Below are 17,295 nucleotides of genomic sequence, written 5' to 3'. Positions count from 1 at the left end.
CATTAATTGGGGGAGAATACAATGAAATCGGACTATAATTGTCATAGCATGGCAAAAAAACATCATAATAATCATATCTTTGAAATCTTTTTATTTGTTAATCCAATTGACCCGTTTTGTCTAGAGTTGGAAGAAGAGCTATTGCGTTTTGTTGCCAACAGTGATAAAAAAATCTACTTCCGTCTCGTCTCCTGTGTGGACCACCACTTCTTTTGGAACTATTTCAAGACTTTAGCCAAAAACAAGCAAAGCTTAGAAGAGAGAAATGAACTTTACCAATGCATGTATAAGGTATCTTTGGGATACAAGGCCGCTCTCTGCCAAGGTAAGAAGCGAGGACGCACTTTCCTAATGACCATGCAAGAAGTCTTTGGCTGTCAAAAGAAATCCTACAGCTTAAAGCGTATGGAGAAATATGCTAAAAAGATTGGACTTGACTTTGATATGTGGATGGAAGATCTCTATTCTAAGCAAACCCGTGAAGATGTTCTAGAGGATTTACAATTGGCCCATCAAATGGAAATTGTGAACTACCCTTCTTTAGTTATCTTTGATAACTTAAACTACCAATACGGTCTTAGAATCGAAGATGCCTTCACAGCCCAAGATCTGGAAGAATTGACCACTCAAATGTTGCCCCAAGCAGAAAAAAAATTAGCGAGCCGGCTCATTTAGAGAGAGAAAACAAAAGCCAGTCAAAGAAAAAATCACAATACCGCTCCTTAGATAAGGACAATCTCAAATTAATCCGCCATTGAAATCAATTTGGCAACCTTTTTCCATAAAAAAAAGCGATCCGCAAAAACGGATCGCTTTTTTTATAGCAATTTTACCATGGCTTGACTGATCTGCCATAACCAGTTCTCATAAGCAAAGCTCAATTGGGGCCTAAAGGGACGCGGATTAAGGTAATTCAGTAAAAAAGTATAGATCTCTGAATCAAGTAAATTTTCTTCTTTAAGTAGAAAAACATAGGCAGCTAATAACCAGAGTTTTTCTTTGATATAGATAGACTCTCCCCTAAAGAAAAAACAAGTATCCGGTAAGTCGTCTAAGGACAATTTTCGAAAATAGAGCTGCTCTAGGAGCTTTTTCTCGGCCTTAAGCGGACGTTGACGAATTTTGCGCCTTAAAGACCGGGTCTCCCTTGCTTTTAACAACTGACTAATCCCGGGTCCGCTAGTCCCCTCTTGATTAAGTATGCCAACTTGCTTGGGGTAAGAAAATAAATAGAGATAATCGTCAATACTTAAGTGATAACGGCATAAGAGATGACCATAATCGTTAAAACTTTGAATTTCAACTAAGCGAGTCTCCTCCACCCAATAAGGCAAATAAGTGCCAAAGCAGGGCAAATACTGAAAAAACGGGGCTAAGCGATTTAAATTGTTAGACGTCAAGCGTAAGTCTCTTTGTTTAGGATTGAGTAGCCACAAAACCTGCACTTTTGCTCGGTGATAATCCTGCTCGCGAATGATGACAGCTTCTTTAGTCAGTAGGCTAGCCTGAAGTTCAATACTTACCACCACATCTCCTGCTTGAAAGAGAATATCTGAACGATGGTCAGGCGTGTAACTAGCTACTTCTACATGGGCCTGGTAACCCTTAGCTACTAAGATTTGCCTGATCTGCTCTTTATTATTCAAGTGCCAGTGGGATTCCCGGCGCCAATATTTTAGACTTAATTGATTATTTTGGTGGGCAAAATGTGGCTTCTTCCTTGAATGACTACGATAAACTAATTCTTGCCCGCAATTTGGGCAGTAGAAGCTCTGCTGGTTAAGGGCTAATATTTTTCTTTGAATGCGGTCATCGACCTCATAAGAACTAATCAACTGGCCATTAGCTAATTTTGCATAATACATGATTATTCCCCCTCATAGGAATATATCCGTAATCAAGGTTAAAATTAGCTGATTAGTGCAGGATCAATTCTTTTTATCTAAAGCCAATCGCTTTTTCAATGCGTGCTAGGGTTTGGTTAGCGACTTCATTGGCTTGTTTAGCACCAGCTGCTAAGACGTCATCCAGTTCACTGCTTGCTAAGAGACGTTGATAGTCTTTTTGCATCGGTTCTAAAACGGCAATTAGCGCTTGGCTGAGGTCCGTTTTCAGTTGGCCATAACCCGAATTAGCATAGGTTTTTTCTAGTTGACTAATGCTTTGGTCAGAAAAGGCTGAGAAAATATCTAATAGGTTAGAAACACCTGGTTTATTTTCTGGATCGTAGGAAATTTCTCCGCTCGAGTCCGTTACCGCACTTTTAATTTTCTTTTCAATCGTTTTCGGATCATCCAGTAAGGAAATAAAAGCTTTTTTATTGTCATCTGATTTACTCATTTTCTTGCTTGGATCTTGTAAACTCATAATCCGCCCACCTGCCTTCGGTGTATAGATTTCTGGTTTAACCAATAGCTTTTCTTCCTTAGTACCGAAGCGGTTATTGAAACGATCGACAAAATTACGGGTCAATTCCATATGTTGCTTTTGGTCTTCACCTACTGGTACCAAGTCAGCATCATAAAGCACAATGTCAGCCACCATCAAAGCGGGATAGCCTAAAAGGCCGGCAAAAATATTGTCTTGCTTTTGCGCCTTGTCCTTAAACTGAGTCATCCGTTCCAATTCCCCTAGTGGAGTCAGACATTGGACAATCCAAGCCGCTTGAGCGTGGGCTGGAACCTGACTTTGAATAAAGATAGCGGATTTGTTAGGATCAACCCCTAAGGCTAGGTATAAGGCCGCCAAAGATCTGGTGTTCTTTCTTAAAGTCTCTGGATCTTGGGCAACAGTGATGGCATGTTCATTGACCACACAATAATAAGTGTCAAATTGATCCTGTAAATCGACAAATTGCTTTAAGGCACCCACGTAATTACCAATGGTTGGCGTGCCGCTTGGTTGTACCCCGGAAAAAATTCGTTTCATGAAAAGAAAACCTCCTCTAATTTTCCCTATTATATCACGAACCTGATCGGATAGACGGTATAAGTAATAAATTCACGAAGTCTTTTTTTAATCGAGCTGGTGATTTTTTCGCTTATAAATCGTAAAAATAGCTTTCTCAAACAGAGTTTTACTCTGTGTTATGTTTTATAAGTTAAAAAATCAGAAATTGATCAAACAAAGGTCAAATAGCGACTATATTGAAATACCTAGTTCCATATTGCTTATTTTATCACAAGCTTCGCTAAGTTTTGCTCATTTATTTTTAAAAAAGAACTAGTATACGGTTCACTTTTATGATATACTGTGTATGTATACGGAACACAAGTCAAACCTTAAAGGAGAAATTGACATGGTTAAATTATATACTTCCCCTAGTTGTACTTCTTGCCGCAAAGCTCGGGCTTGGCTAGAAGAACACAACATTGCCTATGTGGAACGTAATATATTCCAAGAACCTCTAAGCCGCGATGAGATTAAAGAAATCTTAAGAATGACAGAAGATGGTACTGAAGAGATTATTTCTACGCGTTCAAAAGCCTTTCAAGAATTACATATTGATTTAAATGAAATCAGTTTAAATGAATTATTCGATCTTATCCAAGAAAACCCAGGACTATTGCGTCGACCAATCATCATGGACGAAAAACGTCTGCAAGTAGGCTATAATGAAGATGAAATTCGTCGCTTCTTGCCAAGAGAAGTAAGAACGATCGAACTTCACGAAGCTTTAAGAAAAATGGGATAAGATCCCTTACTTTTTAAATCGATGGCATGTTCATCCTCTAGCTTTTTGAATGGAGGGTGAAGATGCCTTTTTTCATTTTAGATGATTTATGGTAAAATAATCGTTGAAACAAAATATGCTTAAAGAAAAGATAATCACTAAATATTCGGAGGTGATTTGTGATGGAAATGGAGTATCTTAATGATAATACCATGCGCGTATTCATTGCCAAAGATGATCTCGAATCGCGCGGAATTACCCTCTTAGACCTCATGAAAGATCAAAGCCAAGTTGAAAACTTCTTTATGAGTATCTTAGAAGAAGCAGATGTTTCAAAGCGCTTTCAAGATTCAGAAGCTTTAACTTTTCAAGTCCTTCCTAAAAATGGCGGTATCGACCTCTACATTAGTAAAGCCACAGCAGATGGCCAATATATGGACAAGGATGGCTTGGAAAATCTACTTGAAAATATTACACAAAATATGAGTTCCGAGGAGGAAAACTCCTCTACAAACCCAAGTGAAGCAGACACAAAGGGAGGTCGGCCTGAACTTGCTTTAGCCTTTAAGTCCTGGGACCAAGTCCTGACTTTTCTGAAATCCTACCAAGTGGATGAAGCCAGGCTAGAAGTCTATGTCTACCAAGAGCTTTTTCAAGTGATTATAAGATTTGAAAAAGAAGACCTAACCCAGGCTAGACAAGCAGATCTGACTAGCTATGCCTTAGAGTTTGGTCAGCTGAGTCCCTTTGCTCCTGCCCTGCTTCGCGAGCATGGCCAATTATTAATTCATCCAGAATCAATTAACCAGGTCGCTCAATTATTCCAATAAAAAAATTCCAGCTCATCAGCTGGATTTTTTTATTGGAATAATTTTTTCATAGGCATAGCGTCTGCCACTACCCGCTAATTCAATCTCTCCTAAGTACTGGTAACCGGCTTTTAAGATAATCTTCTGCATGCCAAGGTTATTGGGATGGGTATCAATTCTTAAGTCATTAATCTTTAAGTGATAGGCTAGGTCTTCAAAGGCTTGAAATAAGGCCCGACTAAGCCCCTGACCGCGGTACTTAGTCGCCAAGGCCACCCGGTGAAAAGCTAGGTAGTCTCCCTGGCCCTGCCAAATTGAATAGTTGTCATAATCCCTGTCTATAGGCCGGGCAATAAAAAATCCGGCCACATCCTCTTCGATTAGGCCTAAATACGCGTGTTTTCCTTCAATATCTTTTAATAGGCTGTCCGCTTGGTAGACGGTTGGATCCTGCCATTGATCAATATTTTGTTGGCGTAAATAGGCCGCCCCCGCCTTAATAATCGCCTGGATAGCTGGTAAATCTTCACTCTGAGCTAAGCGAATTCGCATTTTTTCCATCCTAATTCCTCCCGGTAAAAAGTTCATTACCACTTTACCATAAAGTCCATTAGCATGAGTAATGAAAATTCTTTAGCTCAAAATAAAAAAGCTTCCATCCACAGCTATTTCTAAAGTCTCATGTGGATAGAAGCTTTTAATGCTTAGTAGGTAATCATTAAGAAGTTAGGACTATTTTTGCCCTTCTTCTTGAAGTTTATGGAAGTCTTCTTCTGGTTGATCATTGTCGGTCCAGGCTTTTTGGTCAGCGTTACCAGAGATTTCTTTAATTTTCTTCTCAACGTCTTCACTTTGGTAGGCTTTGACAATCTTCTTATAAACTTCATTGTCTTTATTTTCAGATTTCACTGCAATAATATTCTTATATTGAGTTCCTAAATTATCAAGGTCATCGGTATCAGAGAAAATACCATCATTAGGATCAAAACCTGCTGAAACCGCGTAGTTGGTATTAGCAACAATAGCGTCAGAGTCTTTCAAGGCACGTGGCACTTGGGCAGCATCCATTTCAACCAGCTCAATATTTTTAGGATTCGAGGTAATATCATTAACAGTAGGAGTAATCCCTGCATTATCGTCGATTTCTAAGACACCAGCTTGTTCTAATAAGAGTAAGGCCCGGCCCCCATTAGTAGCGTCATTAGGGATAGCTACTTTAGCATTTTGAGGAAGGTCTTTAAGGTCTTTAACCGTATCGGAGTAGACCACCATGGCTGAAATATAAGTATAACCAATCGGCACTAAGTCAGCATTATTGTTCTTATTATAGTCCAATAAATAAGCCACATGTTGCATAGCATTCATGTCAATTTCGCCTTCTTGAACGGCCCGGTTAGGTTGCACATAATCAGAGAATAGTTGAACTTTTAAGTCAATATTTTCATCTTTCAATTTTTCAGAGACTTCGGTCCAAATCTTTTCTTCATTTTCACCAGCAACCCCAACAGTGACAGTACCGCCCTCTTCTGGCGCTTTGGCTTCTTTTGAACAGCCTCCTAGTAATAATAAGGATAAGGCTGAGGCTAAAACAACATTCCATTTCTTCATAAAAATTCTCCCCTTTTATAATTCGTTTAATGTTCGAAATGTTTTACTAAACGGTCAGCAACAGCTTGACTGATGAAGACCATAATTAAAATCAATAAGGTAGCAACTAGGATTACATCATTTTGGTAACGTTGGTAACCACGGTTAATAGCTAAGTCCCCAAGACCACCGCCACCAACGACACCTGCCATGGCGGTTAAGCCAATCACATTAATAATGGTGAGGGCAGATACCCGAATCAAACCTGGGATAGCTTCTTTCAAGTAAACCCGGGTAACAATTTCAGTTGTGGTAGATCCCATGGCTAGGGCTGCTTCTATGACACCAGGATCAATTTCTAATAAGGCGTTTTGGACTTGGCGGGCATAGAAAGGAATCGTTCCCACAATTAGGGGAACCAGGGCTCCCGCTGTCCCGATGGCTGTCCCCATAATTAGGCGGGTAAAGCCCCCTAAAAGTGCTATTAAAATAACGAAGGGAATCGACCGACCGATGTTAACAACCTTATCTAAGACATTATAAACTGCCTTATTTTCTTTAAGACCTCCTGGCATATAGAGAACTAGGAAGACGCCGATCACTAAACCAATGGCAAAGGCAAAGAAGCAGGTAATAACCGTCATAAATAAGGTTTCCCAAGTGGCTTCAACGAATTGGTCGGAAATAGCCACCACATTTGGCATGATTTTTTCTAAGAATTCCATGCTTATTTATCCCCCTTCTCAATATGATCGAATGTATACTCCTTAGTATGAGACCCACTGCTATGGACAAAGTCAATGGCTTCTTGGACTCGGCTAGGTTCTCCATTTAAGGAAATCAAAAGCGTCCCCACCGGCGTTCCTTGAAGAATTTCAATATTGGCATAAAGGATATTAGCTAATAAATCATACTTCTTAGTCAAGGAGGCAATCAAAGGCTCCCCAGTAGAAGCTCCGGTAAAGTCAATCCGTAAGAGGCGGTCACCGGGCTCAATATTTAATAAATCAGGGTTGGCCAGGATGGTTTCAATGCCTTTTTCTGTCGGACTGGCTGAACTAATAAAGTCTTGGGTTAATTCTTCATGTGGGTTTGAGAAGATATTTAAAATACTGTCTTGTTCAACCACTGAGCCAGCTTCCATAACCGCTACCCGGTCACAGATTTGTTTGATAACAGCCATTTCATGGGTAATAATGACAATGGTAATTCCCAATTCGCGGTTAACTTGCTTGAGCAAGTCTAAGATTTGGCTAGTTGTCTTAGGGTCTAAGGCACTGGTAGCTTCATCACAGAGAAGGACATGGGGATCATTGGCCAAGGCCCGCGCAATAGCGACCCTTTGCTTTTGACCACCGGATAATTGACTAGGATAAGAATCCCCCCGGTTACCCAAGCCTACCAGGTCCAGTAAGTGTTGGACTTTCTTTTGACTTTCTTCTTTAGATAAGCCGGACCCCTTTAAGGGATAGGCAACATTTTCGGCAACTGTCCGGGATTTCATTAAGTTAAAATGTTGGAAAATCATTCCAATTTTTTTACGGGCTAGACGTAGATCTTTTTCAGATAGAGCTGTAATTTCTTGACCATTAACAAAAACCTGTCCACTACTTGGTCTTTGCAGGCAATTAATGGTTCTAACTAAGGTACTTTTTCCAGCGCCAGAGTAGCCAATCACACCAAAGATTTCTCCTGATTGGATGGATAAGGACACATCCTTAACGGCATGAACGGCTTTATCATCACTCTCAAAAGTAACGGATACATTTTTTAATTCAATCAAAACGACCGCCTACCTTTCTATCACTTTCATAAACACTATTCTAACATTTTTTTGTCTTTTCAGCATGGCTTCTATTATATTACACTTGATCGCTTTTATCGATAACAAAGTTGAATTGCCCCCACAGGTCTCTTGCTTTACTTTCAAAAACATTAATTTTATAATTATTCTAAAGTAGAAAGTAATGCGAGAGAAAGGATATGATACATAATGGCATACACAGAAACAAAAAAAGCACTTAATCAATTAGTTGCTGACCTGGTTCAAGCCCACACCGTTATCCATCAAATTCACTGGTATATGCGTGGGGAAGGTTTTCTGTTCTATCATCCAAAACTCGATAGCTTTATGGATGATATTCTTGAACAGCTCGATGTTGTTTCTGAACGTATAATTACTATCGATGGTTCCCCCTTCTCAACCCTTAAGGAATTTTCTGACCATACCCGTATTCCCGACCATAAGGGCGAGTGGAATACCAGTATCCAAGAAGATATGCATCGGGTGGCTGATGTTATCCGCATCTTAGCAGACGACTATCAATTAGGGGTCGACGCAGCAAGTAAGGAAGGCGACGTCGCTAGTGAGGACATCTGTACTGGCTACCTCCGTGACGCTCAAAAAACCCTATGGATGGTTGAAGCGGAACTGGGCCAAGCCCCTAATATTGACAAAGACTAAGGCCAATAAAATTTACTTATAAACATAAAAAGGACCGCTGTGGGTCCTTTTTTAATACTTATTTTTCAAGTGCAGCCTTGGCTTGGTCACAGATTGCAGTGAAAGCTTCAGCATCGTTAACAGCGATATCTGCTAACATTTTACGGTTGATATCCACGTTAGCTTGGTGTAAACCATTCATTAAACGGCTATAGCTTAAGCCATTTAAACGTGCAGCTGCATTAATACGGGTAATCCATAAACGACGGAAGTCACGTTTTCTTTGACGACGGTCACGGTAAGCGTATGAATAGGATTTCATAACCGCTTGTTTAGCTACTTTATAGTTGGTTGATTTGCTACCAAAGTAACCTTTTGCTAATTTTAAATATTTTTTACGACGACGGCGTGTAACCGTTCCACCTTTAACACGTGCCATGTTATTCCTCCTTGATTATACTTAGTTCTCTATCTATGCGTCCTGCTTAACTGATCTTACTTGTAAGTGTCAAGCATTTGTTTAATACGTCTTTGGTCGGAAACATGCACCATTGCTGGTTGTTTGTGTTGACGACGTTGTTTCTTGGTTTTACCGTGAAAACGGTGTGAACGTTCTGAATGGCTACGTTTTAATTTTCCTGAAGCAGTACGTTTAAAACGTTTAGCTGACGCACGATGTGTTTTTTGTTTTGGCATAATATATCCTCCTGAAATTAATCTTCTTTTGGTGCTAATTGTAGTTGCATAGAGCGTCCTTCCATCTTAGGTTTTTGCTCTACAGTAGCTACATCAGCAAGTTCGCTGGCAAAGCGTTCCAAAACCTCGCGACCTAAATCTTTATGGGTAATGGCGCGACCTCTAAAGCGAATAGAAACCTTCACCTTGTCCCCTTTATCAATGAATTTCTTTCCTTGACGTACTTTAGTTTGAAAGTCGTTTTCATCAATCGTTGGGCTTAAACGGATTTCTTTCACTTGAATCGTCTTTTGATTTTTACGTTGTTCACGCGCTTTACGTTGCTGTTGATAACGATATTTACCATAATCCATGATCCGAGCAACAGGCGGCTTAGCATTAGGTGAGACCAGAACTAAATCGAGTCCTGCTTCCTCAGCCCGCTCTAAGGCATCTCTTTTTGAAATTACCCCTAGCTGTTCTCCTTCTGGATCGATAACGCGTAATTCTTTTGCACGAATATCTTCATTAGTAAATAATTCGTTAAATTTATTCTTAGCGATATACCTTCACCTCCGAATGTTAAAGTGACAACAATAAATGAGATTTCGGCATAGAAAAACGGCGAATATAAAACACTATACCCGCCGTACTTGCACAATAGTCCCTAGGGACCATTGTGTCACTGTATCTATCGGCCCGAGGACGTCCTTGTCAACTCAGGCGAGAAACGGGTGTTTCTGCTTCTTTTCTCAACTTTTATAGATTACTATAAAGCTTTCACCTTGTCAAGAGATTATTCTGTAATTTGTGCTTTAAAGGCTTCTTTCACTTTTAAGAGCAAGTCAGGATCTTGATCAAGTTCAATAGCTAAAGCGACAAAGGCTTCCACGGCTCGCTTAAGTTGCTGGTGGGCTTCCGGACTATCAGCCACTTGGAGAAAGCCTTCTTCATGAACGAAAACCTTACCCTGACCAACGCCCACATTGCCATAAAAAGTTGGGCAAGCATAGCTCACATTGCCAATATCAGTAGACCCAGGTTTTTCCTCTTCCTCGCTAATATCGTCAAAATCACTCAGGCGCATGTGATCTTCCATGCGGTCGGCCAAGACTGGATTAACTAAGAGGTCATAGAATTCATTTTCTGGATAGCTGATTTCCAATTGACAGCCTGTCATCAAGGCAGCGCCGCGGGCACAATTAATGACCCGATCCATGGCATGACGATAAGTGGCTAATTTAGGTGCCCGCACATAGAAAAAAGCCGTCGCCGATTCAGGAATAACATTGGCGGCCTGGCCCCCTTCTTTAATAATGCCATGGATGCGAACATCACTGGGCAGTTGTTGCCTGAGGTAAGAGACCCCGGTAAAGGTCAAGTTGACAGCATCCAAGGCGTTGATTCCCAATTCGGGACTCATGGCGGCATGGGCGGCCCGACCGATAAAGTGAAAGTTGACGGCATTCATGGCTAGGGCACTGGCCTTGAGGTTGGTACTTTCATAGAGGTGCATCTGCATACAGGTATCAATATCATCAAAAGCTCCGCTCCGAGCTAAATCGACCTTGCGGCCAAAATTTTCTTCCGCTGGCGTACCAATCACGACCACCGTTCCTTGGAAGAACTCCTTCATTTGACTTAAGACAATTCCTGCCCCTACAGTCGAAGCTGAGATCCAATTGTGGCCACAAGCGTGACCTGGTTTTTTATCGGGTCCGAAACCCGGCAAGGCATCATATTCCGCTAAAAAGGCAATCTTAGGCCCATCTCCCAAGCGGAATTCTGCTCGGAAGGCGGTTTCAATCCCCTGATAGGCTCGGTCTACCTGAAAACCAGCTTCTTGGAGGAGCTTGGCGAGATAGTCCGAAGAAACATATTCCTGGTCGCCTAATTCTGGATGTTGGAAAATGAACTGACTGATATCAAGAATTTGCGGAAAATTTGCTTTAACTTTTTGTCGCACCTGTTCATGAAGGGCGGTAATTTTTTGCTCATCTTTCATTAATGCTTTACCTTCTCTCTGTGAGTTATTAGGGATAGAGGACCAGAAAGACGTCGAGGTCTTTGGGAGAAGTGGCTAAAAAACTTTGAATGGTACTTTTTGCCACTGACAAGGCTTGGTCCTTGGGATAGCCATATACCCCAGCGGATATTAAAGGAAAGGCCAGCGACTTTACCGGGATACTAGCAGCTAGCTGGAGAGACTCTAGGTAGCAAGAAGTTAATAGGGCTTCTTCTTCCTGGTCGCCACCCTGCCAAACTGGCCCTACCGTGTGAATAACATAATCAGCAGGTAATTGATAGCCGCGGGTTAATTTGGCCTGACCAGTTGGACAGCCCCCTAATTGCTTGCATTCAGCCAAAAGTTCAGGGCCAGCCGCCTGGTGAATGGCCCCATCGACACCTCCACCCCCTAGCAGGGAGGAGTTGGCTGCATTGACAATGGCTTCTACTTCCACTTGGGTAATATCCCCATGAATGATTTGAAATGTCATATCACTGCTCGCTTTCTAATAATGCTTTTCGGCTAAGAAAATTATAAACCATGACCACAAGAATTCCAGCTAATTTAGCCAGATGGGCGTCCAGGCTTAGTTGCTCTATCAGTAGGTATAAGATCAGTTCTTGAATCAGCAAGCCTGAAAGAGCTAAGACTAAAAACAGGAGAAATTCCCGCCAACGCTCCTCCTTAGAAAAGCTAGACTGAAAGACAAAGTGCATACTGGCCCAATAGTTAAAGACTAGAGAAAGCATAAAGGCGCATAAATTAGCTCCTAAGTAATGGACTTGACAGCTGATTAATAAGCTAAAGACGATAAAATCAAGAAGCGTGCTTAGCCCACCTACCAGGATAAAGCGCATAATTTGCCTGATCATCTTTTCCCACCCACTTTTCTTTTTAGAGGTCGCTTGCTTTTAACTGATAAAAAACGTGCCAGCTTTAAGCTAATTGGTCACTAGATCATTAGCTTAAAAGCCTAAGCACGTTGTCAAGTTAACTAGTCTTTTACACCATAACTATCAATTTCTGCATGGATCATGTTGATGAATTCATCTAAGTCCACAGTTTCTGTTTTCTTAGAGCCATAACGACGAACAGTTACCGTGCCATTTTCAATTTCATTGTCACCAAAGACTAATTGATAAGGCACTTTGCGGGTTTGGGCTTCACGAATCTTGTAACCCATTTTTTCATTCCGGTCATCAACCTCAATCCGGAGCCCTTCACTACGCATACGGTTAGCCACTTGGTAGACATAATCCGCATGTTGGTTTTCATTCACTGGGATTAAGATGGCTTGTTGTGGAGCTAACCAAGTTGGGAAGGCACCCTTATATTCTTCAATTAAGTAAGCTACAAAACGTTCCATAGTGGAAACAATTCCCCGGTGGATCATCACAGGACGGTGGGTGTTTTGACCATCTTCACCAACATAAGTCACATCGAATTTTTCCGGTAGGAGGAAGTCTAATTGGATGGTTGAAAGGGTTTCCTCATTGCCAAGAGCGGTTTTCACTTGGACATCCAACTTAGGCCCGTAGAAGGCCGCTTCCCCTTCGGCTTCAAAGTAGTCCAAGCCTAATTCATCCATAGCTTCCTTTAACATGGATTGGGCTTTTTCCCACATTTCATCATCATCGAAGTATTTCTTGGTATCTTTAGGGTCACGGTAGCTTAAACGATAGCGGTAGTCAGTAATATTGAAGTCATGGTAGGCATCTTGCATGAAGCGTAAAATGCTCTTGAATTCGTCCTTAATTTGGTCTAAACGCACAAAGATATGGGAGTCATTCAGGGTCATTTCTCTTACCCGTTGTAAACCGGATAGAGCACCTGATTTTTCATAACGGTGCATCATCCCTAGTTCAGCAATACGGATAGGTAATTCCCGGTAAGAATGCACCTTATTTTGGTAAACCCGGATGTGGTGAGGGCAGTTCATTGGACGTAAGACAAAACTTTCACCATCTTCAAAATCCATGGTTGGAAACATGTCGTCACTATAATGGTCCCAGTGACCAGACGTCTTGTATAAGTCTACATCAGCCATGATTGGGGTATAGACGTGTTGGTAACCGGCTTGAACTTCCTTGTCGACAATATAGCGTTCAACTTGACGGCGAATGGTTGCTCCGTTTGGTAACCAGAATGGCAGGCCTTGTCCGGTCTTAGGATCAATCATAAAGAGGTCTAATTCTTTACCAATTTTACGGTGGTCACGTTCTTTAGCTTCTTCGCGACGTTTAAGATCCTCTTTAAGGTCTTTTTCATTGAAGTAACTGGTCCCATAAACCCTTTGCATCATGGCATTGTCAGAGTTTCCTCGCCAGTAAGCTCCTGCTAAGGAAAGTAATTTAAAGTGTTTAATATAGCCTGTTGAAGGAACATGACCGCCCCGGCAGAGGTCAGTAAATTCTCCTTGGCTATAGGTGGTAAGGGTGGCATCTTCAGGTAAATCGGCAATAATTTCTAACTTATAAGGGTCATTTTTAAAAATTTCCTTGGCTTCTTCACGGCTAACTTCCTTACCCACCACTGGGTAGTCTTCTTTAACAATCTTTTTCATTTCAGCTTCAACCCGTGGTAAGTCTTCCTCACTCACTTGTTGGCCTTGACCATTATCGGTGTCATAGTAGAAACCATTTTCGATGGCTGGTCCTACCCCAAATTTAATATCAGGATAGAGACGGCGCAAAGCTTGAGCCAATAAATGGGCGCTGGAATGGCGGAGAATATCTAAGGCTTCTTGTTCAGTTTCTTTATTCTTAGGATCGATTAAACGAATACTCCCGTCACTTTCAATGGCTTCATCTAAGCCCTTTAATTCATCATTTAAAGTGTAAGCAACCACCCGTTTGGCTAAAGAATTACTAATGGATTTAGCCACATCACGGCCACTCACACCAGCTTCAAATTCCTTTACACTTTGATCAGGAAAAGTTAACTCTATCATTTTATCAAATTCCTCCTATAAAAAAATCCCTTCTGAGCATGCTCAGAAGGGACGATTACAAATTAATATCGTGGTTCCACCCTAGTTTACACTATTGTGTCTCTAGTACGCTGGTAACGTTGCGCTAACGTCATAATGAAAGTCTAAGAAGTGGTATCCTATAAAACCTGTCAGGCATTTGCACCATCTAGCCTGTCTCTTATACAAGTTGATTATATTCAGTCTTCTATCACTGACTTGCTTTAATTAAAGCACTTTTTATGAAACAATTCAAGCTTTTATTTAGGAAAGAGACCGGACTCTATTCCGAATAGCGACGGTTGCGCCCGGACATGGTTACTTCCTCGCTCAAATAACGAACCCTTTCCATAATCCGCTGCGCCTTGACGGTTTCCGAATCTCCTTGGTTAGTATGGGCCAAATGATTTTCTAATTCCTTCATGGAAAAATTAGAAGTGAAAAAGGTAGCCTGGCCTTGACTCATACGGTTCTGCAAGAGAACCCCTAGGACTTCATCACGGACCCAGGCCGAATTACTTTCAGCACCAATATCATCAATCATTAATACTTGGGCGTCTTGGAGGCTCTTGAGTCGTTGGTTCACACGATTATCTTTGATGGCACTCTTGATCTCACTAATAAAAGTAGGATAGTGGAACAAGGTAGTCGTGAACCCATGTTCAGCCAAGTGATTAGCCACAGCTGCCGCTAAAAAGGACTTCCCCACGCCAAAGGGACCATGTAAGTAAAGGCCTTGGTGAAATTGCTTGGTCTTAGACTGCATGGCTTCGACAAAATCAATGGCCTTCTCCAAGGCAGATTGCCGTTTGGGATCGGTCAGGTCAAAGTTTTGGAAGGAGGCTTGCTTTAAATCCTTAGGCATTTCCAGTAAAGTGACCCGTTGCTTCTTCTCCCGGTCTTTTTGGGCGGCGAGGAATTCATCAGTCGCCTGGTATTCAATATCAATATAATTAAAATTCATAATGAGCTTAGGATAGAAATTAGGAAATTTGGGTCTTTTCCCCGCCCTTATCCGTTCTTTTTCTTGAACAAATTCATAGAGTTTCGATATCGAACGGTCAATCGTTTCTTGGTCCAAGTCTTCTTTATGCTTATCAATAAATTGTCTAACATCCGGATCACTCAAGACTTGAGCCTTGGTTTGGTCTAAGCGTTGGCGAAAGTTGCCTTTATTGAGCTCATGGCTGATATCTTCTCCAATATTTCTCATTCGTCTCCCTCCTCACTATTCAGTGCCCGAATCCGATCGGCTAAGGCTTGGACACTTTCATGGTCCATTTTTTCCTCCTTATCTGCCGTCTCTTGTTTTTGATTAAACCAAGCGGGCTGTAATTCTTGATAGGTCTTGCGTTTGGTATTTTGCCGCTTATTTTTGCTTTGTCTTTGTTTTTGAATCCGTTTAGTCCGTTTGTTGAGATAGGTCAGCGCCTGTTCCGGACTTTGAATATTTTTTTGACTCCAATCATCCACTGTCCGCTCAAAGGTCGACCTGACGATACTTGAACTTTCCTGGCTGATCAAATAATAGTGAATCATAATATTCAAGGTCGGTCCATCGATAAGGCCCTTATTCATGACCATCTCTAAGGTTTTTATCTCGTTGGTAGTTAGATAGCCGTTTTTTTGTTCTTTGATAGTCTTAGCAAAGGTTAGAGGCGGATAAGCCTTAGCCGCCTTGATCAAGGCTAGACTAGCTTCATCCTGATTTTCTTTGGGTAAATCCTGCCCCTGACTCTCGGTCTGCTGCTTGGCTTGGTCCATTTGATAGTCAGGTCGTTTATTTACCGGTTGGTCCGCCATGGCCTTGATCACAAGGCCTTGGTAGTAATTAATGTCCACTTGGTTGGTTCTTACATTACTTGCCTTAATGGCAAACTGGGACAGGGCAACTTCATCCAAACCATAAAGAGCATGGAGGCTTTGGGTCATCTCCTTAACTTCTTGACTGACCGCCCGCTCACTGAGGAAAGACCTTTGTACCAACTCAGTAAAATAAGCCATATCAAAATCACTGACCAGGCTAGTTTTTATAAGGGATTTACTAGGCTTCTTTAACAAGCTTTGCTTTTCGCTTTCAGTCAATTGGCGACTGCTTTGGGACAGATGAAAAACATCCTGAAAAGTAGCAGTGACCTCCTGCCAATCATTTTCCTGGCTATCAGCAATCTTTTCAAAGCTAAAGCGGTCTAATAAGCGATTAAAACGCACTTCCCCCACATGGTCTAAAAGTAAGCTAGTCATTAAGCTATCCTTAAAAAACTGCTCAGAAGAAACCGGTGCTAACAACTGATAGAGGGCCTGCACTGTGGCTTGACCACTTTGCTGAGTGTAGCTACGTAAGAGGCCAATAGCTTCTAATCGGCGCCTACTTCTGACATAGCGTTCTTTAGAAAAAACCAATTGGTCCATAATTTCCCCATGATTAATTACTTCTGATTGATAAGTCGAACGGTCAATATAGGCATAAAGAGTCATATAGAGAGCAAAGGCTTCAGCCCCAATAATTGGTTGGTAGAGATAGGTTAAAACTTCCAGATCGGCATTGGAAACAATTTGTGTGAGGATAATTTTGAGAGGTTCACGTGGATTTAACTTTTCCCATGGATTCAAGACTGATCTTCCTCCGCGTTATTGGCTTCTAAGTCTAAATTCGTTTGCCCCTCCGCGTTATTTTTTTGCATTTGCTTCAACTGCTCAATTTCTTGCAAAAAGACGGTAGGATCTTCGAAGTGACGGTAGACACTGGCATAGCGAATATAGGCAACTTCATCGATCTTGGGCAAAATATCCATGACCATTTCCCCTATTAGGGTTGAAGGCACCTCGTTTTGTCCTTTTTGCCGAATGTCCGATTCGATATTCTTAACCACTTCTTCTAAAGTCTCTAGGGCGATTGGCCGCTTTTCACAGGATCTCACTAAGCCCCGTAATAATTTTTCTTTGGAAAATTCTTCCCGGGTACCGTCCCGCTTGATAACCAGTAAAGGCATCTTTTCTACCCGTTCAAAGGTCGTGAAGCGAAAATCACATTGCGTACATAGGCGTCGCCTTCTTATCGATGTATTTTCCTCCACAGGCCGACTATCGATTACCTTCGTATTATTATCTTGACATCTGGGGCAGCGCACA

At 41.5% G+C, this 17,295-nt stretch carries 20 protein-coding genes; 4 read left to right on the top strand and 16 right to left on the bottom strand.

The window, feature by feature from the left end; genetic code table 11:
- Positions 1–21: 21 nt before the first annotated feature.
- Positions 22–675: a DsbA family protein gene (locus DBT50_RS02735; RefSeq protein ID WP_111853056.1), complete on the top strand. Its 654-nt coding sequence runs from the start codon at positions 22–24 to the stop codon at positions 673–675.
- Positions 676–818: 143 nt separating this feature from the next.
- Here DBT50_RS02735 and DBT50_RS02730 read toward each other — a convergent pair whose 3' ends face one another.
- Both DBT50_RS02730 and trpS read right to left on the bottom strand, forming a co-directional pair.
- Entirely contained in the window at positions 819–1,865 is a 1,047-nt protein-coding gene (locus tag DBT50_RS02730) for a competence protein CoiA (RefSeq protein ID WP_111851740.1), read from the bottom strand.
- Between the two features lie 73 nt (positions 1,866–1,938).
- A complete protein-coding gene (gene trpS / locus DBT50_RS02725) occupies positions 1,939–2,928 on the bottom strand; it encodes a tryptophan--tRNA ligase (protein WP_111851741.1) in 990 nt (329 codons plus the stop codon).
- A gap of 370 nt (positions 2,929–3,298) precedes the next feature.
- Here trpS and spxA point away from each other — a divergent pair, with 370 nt between their 5' ends.
- A complete protein-coding gene (gene spxA / locus DBT50_RS02720) occupies positions 3,299–3,694 on the top strand; it encodes a transcriptional regulator SpxA (RefSeq protein WP_013669487.1) in 396 nt (131 codons plus the stop codon).
- 161 nt (positions 3,695–3,855) lie between these two features.
- Positions 3,856–4,503, top strand: coding sequence for an adaptor protein MecA (locus tag DBT50_RS02715; RefSeq protein ID WP_111851742.1), 648 nt, complete (start codon positions 3,856–3,858; stop codon positions 4,501–4,503).
- Between the two features lie 15 nt (positions 4,504–4,518).
- On the opposite strand, the gene DBT50_RS02710 is transcribed toward DBT50_RS02715, so the two are convergent.
- The 4 genes from DBT50_RS02710 to DBT50_RS02695 all read right to left on the bottom strand — a co-directional run bounded on the left by DBT50_RS02710 (position 4,519) and on the right by DBT50_RS02695 (position 7,852).
- Positions 4,519–5,043: a GNAT family N-acetyltransferase gene (locus DBT50_RS02710; RefSeq protein WP_181566040.1), complete on the bottom strand. Its 525-nt coding sequence runs from the start codon at positions 5,041–5,043 to the stop codon at positions 4,519–4,521.
- A 171-nt stretch (positions 5,044–5,214) separates the two neighbouring features.
- Positions 5,215–6,090: a MetQ/NlpA family ABC transporter substrate-binding protein gene (locus tag DBT50_RS02705; protein ID WP_060777955.1), complete on the bottom strand. Its 876-nt coding sequence runs from the start codon at positions 6,088–6,090 to the stop codon at positions 5,215–5,217.
- Between the two features lie 26 nt (positions 6,091–6,116).
- Entirely contained in the window at positions 6,117–6,794 is a 678-nt protein-coding gene (locus DBT50_RS02700) for a methionine ABC transporter permease (protein WP_111851745.1), read from the bottom strand.
- A 2-nt stretch (positions 6,795–6,796) separates the two neighbouring features.
- On the bottom strand, positions 6,797–7,852 hold the full coding sequence (locus DBT50_RS02695) for a methionine ABC transporter ATP-binding protein (protein WP_111851746.1): 1,056 nt from the start codon (positions 7,850–7,852) through the stop codon (positions 6,797–6,799).
- 210 nt (positions 7,853–8,062) lie between these two features.
- On the opposite strand from DBT50_RS02695, the gene DBT50_RS02690 reads away from it, so the two are divergent.
- The gene (locus tag DBT50_RS02690) at positions 8,063–8,533 is read left to right on the top strand and encodes a Dps family protein (protein WP_013668903.1); all 471 of its coding nucleotides are present in this window, start codon (positions 8,063–8,065) and stop codon (positions 8,531–8,533) included.
- A 58-nt stretch (positions 8,534–8,591) separates the two neighbouring features.
- Here the strand turns inward: DBT50_RS02690 and rplT are convergent, their stop codons facing one another.
- The 10 genes from rplT to nrdR form a co-directional block, all read right to left on the bottom strand.
- On the bottom strand, positions 8,592–8,951 hold the full coding sequence (gene rplT / locus DBT50_RS02685; protein ID WP_013669362.1) for a 50S ribosomal protein L20: 360 nt from the start codon (positions 8,949–8,951) through the stop codon (positions 8,592–8,594).
- 56 nt (positions 8,952–9,007) lie between these two features.
- Complete coding sequence (gene rpmI, locus DBT50_RS02680; RefSeq protein ID WP_041706153.1) at positions 9,008–9,208, bottom strand: 50S ribosomal protein L35; 201 nt, start codon at positions 9,206–9,208, stop codon at positions 9,008–9,010.
- Between the two features lie 17 nt (positions 9,209–9,225).
- Positions 9,226–9,750 carry a translation initiation factor IF-3 gene (gene infC, locus DBT50_RS02675; protein WP_041706154.1) on the bottom strand — a complete coding sequence of 175 codons (525 nt, stop codon included), beginning with the start codon at positions 9,748–9,750 and terminating at the stop codon, positions 9,226–9,228.
- Between the two features lie 233 nt (positions 9,751–9,983).
- Complete coding sequence (locus DBT50_RS02670) at positions 9,984–11,192, bottom strand: M20 family metallopeptidase (RefSeq protein WP_111851747.1); 1,209 nt, start codon at positions 11,190–11,192, stop codon at positions 9,984–9,986.
- Between the two features lie 28 nt (positions 11,193–11,220).
- Positions 11,221–11,685: an O-acetyl-ADP-ribose deacetylase gene (locus DBT50_RS02665; RefSeq protein WP_111851748.1), complete on the bottom strand. Its 465-nt coding sequence runs from the start codon at positions 11,683–11,685 to the stop codon at positions 11,221–11,223.
- A 1-nt stretch (position 11,686) separates the two neighbouring features.
- Positions 11,687–12,067, bottom strand: coding sequence for a GtrA family protein (locus DBT50_RS02660; protein ID WP_013669564.1), 381 nt, complete (start codon positions 12,065–12,067; stop codon positions 11,687–11,689).
- A 122-nt stretch (positions 12,068–12,189) separates the two neighbouring features.
- The gene (gene thrS / locus DBT50_RS02655; protein WP_111851749.1) at positions 12,190–14,145 is read right to left on the bottom strand and encodes a threonine--tRNA ligase; all 1,956 of its coding nucleotides are present in this window, start codon (positions 14,143–14,145) and stop codon (positions 12,190–12,192) included.
- Between the two features lie 301 nt (positions 14,146–14,446).
- The gene (gene dnaI / locus DBT50_RS02650) at positions 14,447–15,376 is read right to left on the bottom strand and encodes a primosomal protein DnaI (RefSeq protein WP_111851750.1); all 930 of its coding nucleotides are present in this window, start codon (positions 15,374–15,376) and stop codon (positions 14,447–14,449) included.
- Positions 15,373–16,776 carry a DnaD domain protein gene (locus DBT50_RS02645; protein ID WP_111851751.1) on the bottom strand — a complete coding sequence of 468 codons (1,404 nt, stop codon included), beginning with the start codon at positions 16,774–16,776 and terminating at the stop codon, positions 15,373–15,375. Before DBT50_RS02645 ends, dnaI begins: the two co-directional genes overlap by 4 nt.
- Entirely contained in the window at positions 16,773–17,294 is a 522-nt protein-coding gene (gene nrdR / locus DBT50_RS02640) for a transcriptional regulator NrdR (protein WP_041706156.1), read from the bottom strand. The genes DBT50_RS02645 and nrdR overlap by 4 nt, the downstream gene beginning before the upstream one ends.
- Between the last annotated feature and the right edge of the window lies 1 nt (position 17,295).

Origin of the sequence: Aerococcus tenax, from assembly GCF_003286645.3 — a bacterium.
In the GTDB taxonomy this organism is placed as follows: Bacteria; Bacillota; Bacilli; order Lactobacillales; family Aerococcaceae; genus Aerococcus; species Aerococcus tenax.
Note: the sequence above shows the minus strand (reverse complement) of the source record. Positions and strands in the feature narration are given on the sequence as shown.

Coding starts and splice junctions, on each gene's coding strand:
- DBT50_RS02735 (WP_111853056.1), top strand. CDS start 22: ATGAAATCGGACTATAATTGTCATAGCATGGCAAAAAAACATCATAAT.
- DBT50_RS02730 (WP_111851740.1), bottom strand. CDS start 1,865: ATGTATTATGCAAAATTAGCTAATGGCCAGTTGATTAGTTCTTATGAG.
- trpS (WP_111851741.1), bottom strand. CDS start 2,928: ATGAAACGAATTTTTTCCGGGGTACAACCAAGCGGCACGCCAACCATT.
- spxA (WP_013669487.1), top strand. CDS start 3,299: ATGGTTAAATTATATACTTCCCCTAGTTGTACTTCTTGCCGCAAAGCT.
- DBT50_RS02715 (WP_111851742.1), top strand. CDS start 3,856: ATGGAAATGGAGTATCTTAATGATAATACCATGCGCGTATTCATTGCC.
- DBT50_RS02710 (WP_181566040.1), bottom strand. CDS start 5,043: ATGGAAAAAATGCGAATTCGCTTAGCTCAGAGTGAAGATTTACCAGCT.
- DBT50_RS02705 (WP_060777955.1), bottom strand. CDS start 6,090: ATGAAGAAATGGAATGTTGTTTTAGCCTCAGCCTTATCCTTATTATTA.
- DBT50_RS02700 (WP_111851745.1), bottom strand. CDS start 6,794: ATGGAATTCTTAGAAAAAATCATGCCAAATGTGGTGGCTATTTCCGAC.
- DBT50_RS02690 (WP_013668903.1), top strand. CDS start 8,063: ATGGCATACACAGAAACAAAAAAAGCACTTAATCAATTAGTTGCTGAC.
- rplT (WP_013669362.1), bottom strand. CDS start 8,951: ATGGCACGTGTTAAAGGTGGAACGGTTACACGCCGTCGTCGTAAAAAA.
- rpmI (WP_041706153.1), bottom strand. CDS start 9,208: ATGCCAAAACAAAAAACACATCGTGCGTCAGCTAAACGTTTTAAACGT.
- DBT50_RS02670 (WP_111851747.1), bottom strand. CDS start 11,192: ATGAAAGATGAGCAAAAAATTACCGCCCTTCATGAACAGGTGCGACAA.
- DBT50_RS02665 (WP_111851748.1), bottom strand. CDS start 11,685: ATGACATTTCAAATCATTCATGGGGATATTACCCAAGTGGAAGTAGAA.
- DBT50_RS02660 (WP_013669564.1), bottom strand. CDS start 12,067: ATGATCAGGCAAATTATGCGCTTTATCCTGGTAGGTGGGCTAAGCACG.
- thrS (WP_111851749.1), bottom strand. CDS start 14,145: ATGATAGAGTTAACTTTTCCTGATCAAAGTGTAAAGGAATTTGAAGCT.
- dnaI (WP_111851750.1), bottom strand. CDS start 15,376: ATGAGAAATATTGGAGAAGATATCAGCCATGAGCTCAATAAAGGCAAC.